Source organism: Burkholderia semiarida, assembly GCF_029268935.1.
Lineage (GTDB): Bacteria > Pseudomonadota > Gammaproteobacteria > Burkholderiales > Burkholderiaceae > Burkholderia > Burkholderia semiarida.
This window is the reverse complement of sequence record NZ_JAHLCL010000003.1, coordinates 667,868-678,816: the sequence shown is the minus strand read 5'-3', so window position 1 is coordinate 678,816 and position 10,949 is coordinate 667,868. Positions and strand designations below refer to the sequence as shown.

General features: G+C 54.6%; 7 protein-coding genes and 1 pseudogene. 1 reads left to right on the top strand and 7 read right to left on the bottom strand.

The window, feature by feature from the left end; all coding sequences use genetic code 11:
• The coding region (locus tag KPB06_RS06865; protein ID WP_275920426.1) for an ATP-binding protein at positions 1-365 on the top strand (365 nt) is incomplete at its 5' end.
• A gap of 104 nt (positions 366-469) precedes the next feature.
• Here the strand turns inward: KPB06_RS06865 and KPB06_RS06860 are convergent.
• The 7 genes and pseudogenes from KPB06_RS06860 to KPB06_RS06830 form a co-directional block, all read right to left on the bottom strand.
• Positions 470-1,483: an IS110 family RNA-guided transposase gene (locus KPB06_RS06860; RefSeq protein ID WP_099315887.1), complete on the bottom strand. Its 1,014-nt coding sequence runs from the start codon at positions 1,481-1,483 to the stop codon at positions 470-472.
• Positions 1,484-1,522: 39 nt separating this feature from the next.
• Positions 1,523-1,805, bottom strand: a pseudogene (locus tag KPB06_RS06855) (IS3 family transposase); the annotation flags it as partial.
• A gap of 44 nt (positions 1,806-1,849) precedes the next feature.
• A complete protein-coding gene (locus tag KPB06_RS06850) occupies positions 1,850-3,574 on the bottom strand; it encodes a hypothetical protein (RefSeq protein ID WP_275905548.1) in 1,725 nt (574 codons plus the stop codon).
• 130 nt (positions 3,575-3,704) lie between these two features.
• Entirely contained in the window at positions 3,705-5,774 is a 2,070-nt protein-coding gene (locus KPB06_RS06845) for an AIPR family protein (RefSeq protein WP_275905547.1), read from the bottom strand.
• Entirely contained in the window at positions 5,774-6,739 is a 966-nt protein-coding gene (locus KPB06_RS06840) for a PD-(D/E)XK motif protein (RefSeq protein ID WP_275905546.1), read from the bottom strand. Before KPB06_RS06840 ends, KPB06_RS06845 begins: the two co-directional genes overlap by 1 nt.
• Positions 6,732-9,392 carry a Z1 domain-containing protein gene (locus tag KPB06_RS06835; RefSeq protein WP_275905545.1) on the bottom strand — a complete coding sequence of 887 codons (2,661 nt, stop codon included), beginning with the start codon at positions 9,390-9,392 and terminating at the stop codon, positions 6,732-6,734. The genes KPB06_RS06840 and KPB06_RS06835 overlap by 8 nt, the downstream gene beginning before the upstream one ends.
• The gene (locus KPB06_RS06830) at positions 9,389-10,867 is read right to left on the bottom strand and encodes an ATP-binding protein (RefSeq protein ID WP_275905544.1); all 1,479 of its coding nucleotides are present in this window, start codon (positions 10,865-10,867) and stop codon (positions 9,389-9,391) included. The genes KPB06_RS06835 and KPB06_RS06830 overlap by 4 nt, the downstream gene beginning before the upstream one ends.
• Positions 10,868-10,949 lie beyond the last annotated feature (82 nt).

The window sequence follows — 10,949 nt, the reverse complement described above, 5'->3', positions numbered from 1 at the left end:
GCCTGCTCATCGTCGACGAGATCGGCTACCTGCCCATCGGCTCCAACGGCGGCAACCTGTTCTTCCAGCTCGTCAACGCCTGCTACGAGCGTTGCGCGATCATCCTGACGTCCAATCGCAGCTTCGGTGAATGGGGCGACGTGTTCGGCGACAGCGTGGTGGCCGCGGCGTTGCTCGACCGGCTACTGCACCACGCGATCGTCGTGCAGATCGAAGGCACATCGTACCGCCTGCGAGAACACGCCGATCTGCTGCCGGACCATCTGCGCAACCGTCCGTCCTCCCTGAACCCCGTGCCCACTGAACCGGCTCGCCGGCGCCCGGGCCGCCCCCGAAGGAACCCATTCGATCACGTCGCCGGTTGATCACCGTCCGAACAGGGTGGGGAATTTTACTTCGACACTTCTGGGGAAATTACGTCCGAGGTTGACAGTTGCAGGTAAAGCGACTTGCGACGGCGAGCGTGTGGCTATCCCGGGATGAACTCCTTGCCGCTTCTCCACATTGAGAGCAGCAGCGTCGAGAGTTTGCGAGCGGTTGCAACCAGTGCTTTGCGCAGGCCAATCCGGGGAATCAGTGCCTGCGCCCAGCGTCGGATTGCGCAGTCGCGCTTATGACGCAGGAGCAAAGCCGACGCCGCCTCGAACAGCATGTGTCTGGTCAGCCGGCAGCCGGTCTTGGATATTCCACCGTTATGGTCGACGTCCCCTGATTGGTACTTCCTTGGCGTTAGACCAAGATACGGACCAATATCGCCGACACGGCGAAATCGATCCGGATTGTCGACTGCAGCAGCGAATGCCACTGCTGTCTTCACGCCGACACCGGGGACCGTCATCAGACGACGACACACATCGCTGGCGCGCGCAATCCGTTCAAGCGCCTTATCGGTCTCACGGACTTGCCTGTCTATATGCCTCCAACTGTCGAGCAGGATGTCAACTACGCCACGGATTAGCGATGTCGATGGCGTATGTTGCTCGACGAGTTTCTCGAATGCGCTGCGCGTACCAGGAGGCAGCACAACACCAAAGGTTTTGAGCACCCCGCGGATCTGGTTGTACAGGCCGGTACGCATACTGACCAATTGACTGCGCGCTCCAAGAAGCAGCCGGACTTCGTGGCTCGCGATACTTTTGACTTCGACGGCACGATACCAGCCACTGCGCGTGAGTTGAGCGATGCCGCGCGCGTCATTGCTGTCAGTCTTGTTCAGTTGCGTCGCGAGCGCTGCGTGCACGTGGCGGGCATGAATGCAATCAACAGGAACACCTCGATTTCGCAGTGCGTGATAGAACCATACTGCGAGAGGGCCAGTTTCCATTCCGACGCGCCGGACCTCGGGGGCTTGCTGTCGGATGATGCTATCAATAGCCTGCGGATCCGATGCTACTATTCCGCGCCAGACGGGATTACCGTCCCCATCGATTACGCAAACCGCCGTTGACTTCTGCGATACATCGAGACCCACATACGTTTCCATGGCAGCCTCCGTCGTTAGCCGGAGACGCAATTACAGCATGTGGTTGTGTCGCCAACCTTCCCGGCGAAGCATCGCGTACACGCGGGGCGCACCGTAACGCACTCGCACTTCCGTGATCTCCTTGATGCGCATCTCGAGCGCGCTTTGATCCCGCGCGACCGACTCGTAACGGTAGACCGTGCGGGACAGCTGCAACAACGCGCAGGTCTGCCCCTGGCTTGCGCCGAAACGCTGCATCAAGTCCGTGACCAGTTCACGGCGCGAGAAGGCTTCAGAGCTTTTTTGACAGCACGTCCTGGAGCATGGCCTTGTCCAGCGACAGATGCCGGGGAGATGAGTGTGCTACATGCCTATCTAGAGAAAAAATTATTCAGACTGGAAGGTTGAGAAGGTGAGATCCCCTACGCACCATTTAGTTTTTTCTTCGGATTTATACTCATAGGTCGATTGTTGTTTGGGGATTTCTTGCAATAAATTCACGAGGTCAACTAGTCCGCGGCGTGAATTATTTCGCGATGCTGCTTCCGTTGCGAGCACTAATTGCGGCCAATTTGTGTAGAGGGTGTTTTGATGTGAAGAAATTTCTCTCAATTGATGGGCGAAGTGCTTGGAAATCACAAGTCGATGAACTTGCAAAGTTGGGACGTCATTGCCAAGTCTGAGAGAGTTTCGCAATCCATCCATTCCAATCTCTTCGAGCCATCTGTCTACTGCGATTAGCCACTCCTGGGTCTGGCCCACAAGACGCTCTCCTCGAATTTTCTCGGCATGAAGATTGAATCCGTAGAGGTCCTGATGCTTTAGCTGGCAAAGCAGAACGATCCCGGTGTTTTTTTCGATCACAACCAAGTCGATGTCAGTTAGAAACTTCCCCGCCATTTTGGCCTTCAAATTATCTTGGAAGTTAAGATGTGTGAATGCTTTCCCAAGAATTCGTTTAATGGCCTTTTGAAGCGATCCTTCGCGTGAGCACTGGTTACGGTCGTAATCCAGCGGGAAGTGGTGTCGGAGTGCCTCCAGTAGATATCGTACAGGTTCGCTCCTTGCACCCGCGAGACAACGAATGAATCCTTGATCAGAGCACTGGACGATTAAGGGCATTGGAGAGCCTGGTGCAGATACAAGGTCTGTGCTATGTCTTCCACAGGAAAGAACGTTAAAAACGGTTTTTGCGTCATCCATTTTTAATTCTTCAAAATCTTCGTACGCGCTGCCAAAGTAGTTGACTGCTGTCTGGAGATCCTTAACAAATTGGGTAATGTCAGACGTTATGGTTAATACATTTTCGAGTTTTGTTGACTGATTTTTATTGGCGAGTACTTCGGCAAATTTTTCATGCCTGATGTAAGTGGATACCACGAAGGTAAGTGCGAGCATGTAATGCTGATAGCGAATGCCTCCGAATTTCAATGCGTAGTGGAAACTGTCGAATCCATCCTGAAGGCGCATATGGTGATAGGCCAAGCCATAGAAGTAATCATCCAGCAGAGGATCGGCATTATAGCCAATGAAATGAGTCCCCCAAGGGTAGACTAACTCAGATAGTTTTTCCTCGACCTCCTTTTCCAATTTTTGGAATGGTTTTGTCTTCATAATGCTACCAAACCGTTGCTGGGATTCCAGCACAAGACGTTCAAAAACATCTGCTTCGTGACCGGAATTGTCCATCAATTTCGTTGGAAATTTGATATTGAATTCGCCTCGATCATCCATCGAAATTTCACCGATTCCCATGGCGGCGCATTGGGCGATACGACGACCATGTTGGATAATTCCCAGGGCTGAGGCGGCCTGTAATACAACCATCGATAATTCTGGTTGCCTTGGAAAAGACACAACTGGCACGTCGAATGACGGACGACTGATCAGGGCAAGATAGACCAGTCGAGTTACACCAAGTTGAAGGATATAGTAGCCCTTTTGCTCATCGTCGCTCGGTGCTTGGGTTTTTGAAATATTATAGTGATACCAGTCGAGTTCACTAAGCGCACATCTGAGTTCGATGCCAAGATGGTCATCAGCAAGCCGAGGAATGAGTTTTTTTTCCTCCTTGTTGAGTGCGTCGAAGAAGTGGCTGATTACCGTAGTCATGGGCGTATATTGGATCGGTTATTTAAATTGGCTCGTGGTGTTTTGCTTGGATTGTGTTGAGGCGCACGAGAAAGTTTGTATTTCTGGGGGGGCAATAAGAATCGGGAGAGGGTAGAAATCTCTCGAGAAACTACCCGTTGACCACGATGCCTTCCTCTCGACCTTTCTTGAGGATGTCAAGAAGGACGACACACTGTTTCTCTGTAGGAAGTCTCGTAGGGATTTGCATGGCTACCTTAAGAATCCCGATTTCCTTTGGCGCAAGAAGCCCCTTTTCGGCAAGAACGTGATAAAGACGAGCCCACTCGCCTGCAGGAACAGCCAGTACATGCCGTTGCGCTTCGATGCCGTTGTCGACTTTCTGGGTTTGTTTGGCGGATCTGATTTCTTCTGCCTGATAGTCGAGTGACAGAAGCTGATCGTAGAACTCGGGAGTGAGAAGTGTTTCGATATCGCCAATGAGAGTTTGAATCCGCGTCCAGCAGGCTTCTCTCTTGCACCATTCCGAAATGTTCGAAATGCCGGCCGGAGGCTTGATGATGTCTTCCTGCACCACACCGGATACGATGGAAATGGCGCTTTCAAGCACGGGGTTGATGTCCTGGGCAATCCATATGCTCAGAAAGTCCACACACGCCCTTCTTCGCCTTGTAAGTTCGCTGAATGCGGCCAGTGTGTAGGCCACTATGTTGGCCCGATACCCACCGTTATACCAAGGCTGGGCGGACACGATTCGCTCAGTGGCACGGAAGATTAGTCCGCGAGCGACCGCGCGTTTGAAATAGAACTCGTTGAACCCGTCGGATGATTTTTCCCACTCGCCGCCGATACGGGCTGCATATCGAGCAAAATTCTTTTGGGAGCCAAGGTTGACCCACTTGGGATGGTCATCCCAGACATTTTCAAATTTTGCTAAGTCGGTTTTTGTGAACATCTGTGGTTTTGGATGTTCAGTCTTGAAGCGACGCTGCTCACCAAGTGTGAGCTTCGATTGTGCATCTGCGTACTGACCACGAGCACGCTCGTAGAACCACTTCGTTTCACGCTGCGAACCCTTCTGTGCTGGCGCCCATATACGTCTTGAGAACGCTTCCATCCGAACATGAAACGGATGATTCGAAAAGAAGTCGGCTGCATTAACCCGATTCTGGGTGTTTGCGTACTCTGATATGCGCGGAACGACTGTTTCGCTCTGTTGACTGTCGATGACGGACAGCTTCATCTGAACGAATATCTGTGAGAGATCGGCTCGGTCACGCTTTCTCGTATGAAAGAGTGATGCAGTGGTTTGGCCACCGTTCACGATCTGGAGGTCGAGCATTCGTGTGATTGCCAGACCAGCATTCGTCGATGTCGTTTCGATGCTCTGTGCAGTCGCCGTGATCCCATTGTTGTAGGCGAAGAACATTCCCGGTTCGTTCAGAATCGTTGCTCTGATACCTTGGTTGACGTTTCCTCTTGCTTGAAGAAACGTTCGAACATTCTGCTCGAGCAAGCGGGCGCCAAACTTTTCGTACAGGGTCGCCAATACTTCGGCTGGCATAACCATCAGATATGACTGGTAGGCCTCGGCGCCCAAGTGGGCGGGAAGGCAGGATATGCCCTTGCCGAACATCTGTTCGAAATCAAGGTCAAGCGGCTCCTTGTGGCCTCGAGAGGTTCGTTGACGGTAGAGACGCGAAATGTCCCAGATGTGATAGCTGGTCGGAACTCCCGCCACCTCCGTGTCGGGGATGGCCTGGATCTTCTCGCTAAGCGCGCGCTCCGAGAAAAGAACCAGATTGAGCTGACGGATCGTGCTTCCCCGATCAGCAATCTGCCTTGCAAGGCCGTACTCTGGCGATGTGACCTCGAGGTCACCAGCCAATCCCTTGTTGATGCTCGCCCCGAAAAAATTGGCAACGCGCTTGAACGTAGCTATCACGTCCGTCCGTGTGAGGGACATGAGCTCGTCACGTGAATCGAAGTCTGCAACGAAAAGATCCAGTACTCCCTCATCGTTGAACCAGTAGCCATCCACACGCATTCCGCGCAGGGCCCTGAAGTGGCAGAATTCGAAGCCCTCAGCGAATCCCGTCTCCATCAGCTCGTTTGCGACAATTTCCATGAATTCGGAGAGTTGAAAACTGCCATTCGCCTCCGCACCAGCCAGCAGTTCCTGACGGAAGTCATGGAAGAAATCCTCGCTACTCTGCTCCATCAGCTTCCTCCAAAGACGATTTCACCGTCACATTTGTACGGCGCGAGGGCTTCTAGCTTGACGTCGTAGGCAACCTTCGCGATTCCCGCCGACAGTTGCGAACGTATCAGACGTGGGAAACCGTCTTCGACGCGATAGGTTGCCACGTCGCTGATCATGAATTGCGGCTCGTCGTAGTCAGGGAAGGGGGCATAGCCGTACGCCACCAACTTCCGATCGAATGTCTCTATGACGTCTGCTTCACCCAACCTTGCCTGAGCGGCTTCAACGGCTGCGTTGAGTGATCGCGCGCCTACAGCGTCCGGTAGATTGCTAAGTCGGTAGATACGCAAGAACAACGCATCATTGAGGGACTCGAGCTGGTCCTCCGACGAAATGCGAACGGTGCTGCGCTCGATGCCCGTGAGCGACTTGATCTCCACGGCGGTGTTGCCGAAGATGAAGTCCTGATGGGACTTGTCCGGGCCAAGCCAGGCGTCGAGTGCGGCGGCAGGTGGAATTGGCCGGTCCAACAGTTCCAGCAGGAAAGTGAGCTCGGCGAAGAGGCCTTGGACTTCTTGTGCAGACAGATGCAGACCCCGTCCGGATAGAAAGGCCTTCCATCGCCGGATATGTGCCAGTGCAATGGCGAGCGAGCTCACTGAATCGATCGCGTGCTCCAGCGCAGAAGCGAGAGAGCGGCAGAGTCCCTCGAAGAGGTCTCGGTCGGCCTCTTTTTCCAGAGCTAGAACTAGGCGCTGCCGATCCGCACCACCACTGCGAAGGTCGACGTCGATGCCGCGCACGGTTACGGCGTCCTTCCGATACTGTGCTGTGTGATCACCCTGCAGTTCCACGATAAAGAGGCTGGAACCGGATCTGTCGCGCCCCCAAAAGCAAGGCACAGCCATGTTGCCAATTACTTGGCGAACATAAAAGTCTGACCTTGGAACGCTGATGTCATCCCACGGTGACGACTCAGTCATCGTAGTCCTCCTCTTCGTCCGGGTTGTCCGGCACACCCTGCATTCGCTCTAGCCAGACGCGATTTGCGACTACCTCGATCTCGGTCTCATAGTGGCCGGGTGGAAAGCTGACGCCGAAGGCCGCGATCGGACCTTCGACTTCGTTATCGTTGTGCGGGGTGAGACTGTGAATCATGAGGAGAGGTTTCTTGCGAACCCCACGATAGTGGGTGTCCGAGGCTGCGCTCGGCTTGTCGCCTGATGCAGCGTCAGCGGCGGCCTGGGTCTGTTGTACCTCGGTGAGCCCGAGCTTTTCATCCCCGCGGGAGGCCACACGGTCCTTGTTGAGCTGCCAACGTGTGCCCTCGCGCCGGGTGACCACTCGCAACTGACCGTTTAGGCGGTGCGACTTTTCGTCCACCCCATCAGGCGAGATCAACAGTACATCGCCAGAGGGGTATTGTTCCGATAGAGTGCGTAGATAGGCGACGATGTCGCTTTTCCGGTCAGCGAAATCACTGTGTGCCTGAAAGGCTATCAGAAAGGCCTCGATCTGCTCTGCATGGACATCGCGGAAAATCACGCCCTTTCCAGTGTTTTCGGGGGAACGGCCACCAAAACCCTCACGCCAGAATCGTTCGATGAGGTTGAAGTTCGCCTTGTTCACGTCGCGGTCGGTGGAGACGATGTAGCTCTCCAGCAGGCGGCCACTGAAGTTTTGTCGGAACGTCATCTTTTCACCATCTCGCATCTTGTTGGCAGCGGTGATCAGTAGACTGTCGGGATGGGCCATCACATAGAGACCGAACTGGCGCGGGCTGAGTCCGTCACGGCGCATGCGCTTGACCTGTTGAGTCAGCTCCTCGGCAGCCAACGCGATATGCGAATACCAGTTGATGGAATCATTCGAGAGATAAACGCGGCAAAGATCCTCAAAGCCAGGCCGATAGCCGAACCAGCGGCCCATTTGCATGAGCGTGTCGTACATCTTCGTATTTCGGTACATGTAGCTGACAGTCAACCCTTCGATGGTCAGGCCACGTGACAGACTCAGGCCGCCGATGGCGATGGCGGTGAGCCCGACGCCCTCCTTCTCGTACCTCGTGAAGTCGAGTACCTCATCACTCTTGCTGTTGATGACATGAAGGTGGAGATGATCGAATACGCCGTCGAGGGCGGCTTTCACCTGCTCCCAAGTAAAACCGATACCTGCATATTCGTCGTCGAAGGCCTGCTTTAGCCCCCTCATATAGATGTTGGCGGAGGATACGGGCTCAGGCATCCTATAGTTGGCCCGTATGGCTTCTCTGAGCTTCTTCTCCCGCAGACTGAGGAAATCGCGCACTGCCCGTTGTACTGGCACGAAGCGCGAAACATTGACCATCATGGAACAGTGCTTGTTTGCCTGACCACGCAGGTTCCTGATTGCGCGGGCGACAATGAACGCGTCCATCGCCCGGTACAGGCTCGGAGGCATTTCAGTGACCGGGTGGTCCCTTTTGTGCGTATAGGGAATGAGATCTTCGCAGTCATCGATCGACCGGACGATTGATTGGCTGGTCTGTTCGTTCAGGAATACCTTCTCCGCGCCAAAGTAGGTAGTGGGTGCGTCGAGGCAGTAGATGAAGTCGCGCGGAAACAGTTCTTCCCGAACGTCATCGTTGTAAGCATCCGGATTGATGAAGATGTTGGCAAAGGGGGTGGCCGTGTAGCCGACGTAGCAGGACTTCGCAAAGAGTCCCAAGATGCGCCGGATCATGGCATTCGTTTGAGTCGGTTTGAGATCTTCCTTGTTCGTGTTGATGGACGCGTTGTCAGCTTCGTCGTCGATCAACAGCATCGGCACGTCGGAAATTCGCCCATCGCCTGCGGCATCGGCATTGAGGTCTTTGAGCCAATTGTGGAGTGCTGTCAGCGTTGTGACGTTCTTTTTGATGACGAGAATGATCGGCTTGCTGAAGTCGTTGATTTTCCACCCGCTCTTGGCTGCCGTGTTCTCGTTGAAATCCTCATTGACGTTGGTAAGGGTCGCCGGATGCGGATAGCCTGGGTTCAGTCCGACGCCGATTTTCTTCTTGCGATCCTCCGGATCGCTGGACCGGCCAATAAGCGCTTCGTCGATGCGCTCCTGTGTCTGCCTTCGCAGGTTATTGTGAATACCTGCAATGACGATGATGAATTTATAGCCAGCATCAGCTGCACGCGCGATCAGGCCTGTGTAGTTGGCCGTCTTTCCGGACTGCACGTGGCCAATGACGAGACCGCGGCGACTCCAGGTCGTTCCTTCACTCCGTGGATCCTGTAGATGTCCGAGAATGCGGGTGGTCACGTCGCTCAGCGATTGCACCATCCGAGGCGGCCAGCCCTCATTGAGAAGAAACTTTCCGTACGTTTGCGCATAGATCCAGTTGATGTCTGCACGTTTGCGGACCCACTGGTCGTCATGCTTGGCGGTGATGTCGACTAGCGATACGCCAGCGCCCATACGCGTATCAACGGAAATCAATGCCTCGGTGATGATGTTACGCAGATCGCCGGTGTAGCCGAAGATTGCGGCAATCTGGCGCGCTTTCTCCACGACCTGCTCGTGCGTTGGCGTTTCCGTCATGTTGGCGAGGCCTGAGATGAGGGCATTCGCAATATTCCGTTCTTCGATGATGACAGTTGCGTTCATGTAAAGGCCTCGTTGATGAATGTCTCGGCTGTCTCGATTTGCCCCTCGAAGAGGCGCGTGGATCGCACGATCTGGAGAAATGCATCCGGATCACCGGGTCCGTCACCATAGAGCACCTGCTTGAGGCTTCTCAGGCGCTCGAGGGTCTGCGCTTTGTCCTCGATCGTTTGACTCACCTCTCGGGGATGCGTCGAGTAGTCGGAGTAGATCATTTCGACAGGGAGTGATGCTGCAATCGAGTCGAGTAGAATACGCAGCGAAATCGCGTCCGCAGGCTGCAATTTCATGTTTAACGAAACAATGAGCGGGTGCTGTGCATTTATCGCGAACCGAATGCCTCCATGATCGGCGTAGCGTTCCCACAGGGGAGCCTCGTTTTCTTGGAACAGCTTCTGACCGCGGCCGCGATGAACAGTCACGCTGCGGACGGTGATCTTGGCAATGATCTGGCGCAACCTCTCCCGCACCGCGTGAGGCGGACGGGCTCGTGACTTCTTGATGTCGATGGTCCAAGCTTCGTCCAGACTATTGGGAAAGTCGATCTGGACCCTAGCCAGCTTCGTGGCTTCCCCCTTCGGCACCAGCCGGAACCAGTCGCCCCACGCCATCAGACGGCCGTTCCGATAGATGTAGGCTCCCTGATTTGAAATGAAGTCGCTGCGGCTCTGGTAGAAGTCATACTCGCGAGCACTCAGTCTCGTGTGATGCGGCAGCACATAGGGTTGCAGGCGAACCTCGGCTTCGCCGATGCGGACAACCTCCTCTGGAAGTACCTGAGTGGCCGGATTCTTTCTGCAAAAGGGATCAAAAGCCTGAACCGCGTGGCCGTTTACCGTAATGGAAATTCTTGGATAACCCTTGACATCCCCCGCAATGAACCGATGGAAGACGAGTGACAGATGTCTGCCCAAGACATCCAGCTTCTCACTGACGATCTCGTCCCGACGATCCCCGGCTTCATCTTCAACGAGTCGATCGAGTTCCCGCCAGATAACAACAGTACCGTGACCGCTGATCCGGTCGACATATGGCAGCGTATCGAGATCCTCGTTGTCAAGAATGGACAGAATCCAATCGTCGTCGATGTCTATGCGATCGAGATTCCATTCGGCCCCGCAACGCTCCCCATCTCTTGCGGTTGCCACCGTCAGTGACCGGCACTGCGAGAACGACGCCGTCTTGAGTCCGAGGCCAAAGCGTCCGAGATCCCGAGGCGACCGCTGTTGCTGTGGGTTTGCTGTTCCGTGGCGCATGGCGTCGAGGAGTTCGCTCGCAGTCATTCCTCTTCCGTTGTCGAGGATGACCGCGAGAGGCTGCGCGCCGGATAGGTCGCAGATAATCTCGATGGCATCCGCACCCGCTGAAATACTGTTGTCGATGAGATCGGCAATCGCCGTCTCAAGCGAGTACCCCAAGTCGCGCATCGATGCCGAAAGGCATGCTGCACTTGGTGGATGATAGTGATCGCGAGCCATCAGTCTTCCCCTTGCGACTTCTTGTAGATCGGTTATATGGCGGATGTTCGACTGCCATGGCCAGCACCGATGTTCTCGCCTA

What these genes read in the sequence shown, in the direction of transcription:
- KPB06_RS06860 (WP_099315887.1), bottom strand. Translation starts at nt 1,483, where the DNA reads ATGGAAACGTATGTGGGTCTCGATGTATCGCAGAAGTCAACGGCGGTT.
- KPB06_RS06850 (WP_275905548.1), bottom strand. Translation starts at nt 3,574, where the DNA reads ATGACTACGGTAATCAGCCACTTCTTCGACGCACTCAACAAGGAGGAA.
- KPB06_RS06845 (WP_275905547.1), bottom strand. Translation starts at nt 5,774, where the DNA reads ATGGAGCAGAGTAGCGAGGATTTCTTCCATGACTTCCGTCAGGAACTG.
- KPB06_RS06840 (WP_275905546.1), bottom strand. Translation starts at nt 6,739, where the DNA reads ATGACTGAGTCGTCACCGTGGGATGACATCAGCGTTCCAAGGTCAGAC.
- KPB06_RS06835 (WP_275905545.1), bottom strand. Translation starts at nt 9,392, where the DNA reads ATGAACGCAACTGTCATCATCGAAGAACGGAATATTGCGAATGCCCTC.
- KPB06_RS06830 (WP_275905544.1), bottom strand. Translation starts at nt 10,867, where the DNA reads ATGGCTCGCGATCACTATCATCCACCAAGTGCAGCATGCCTTTCGGCA.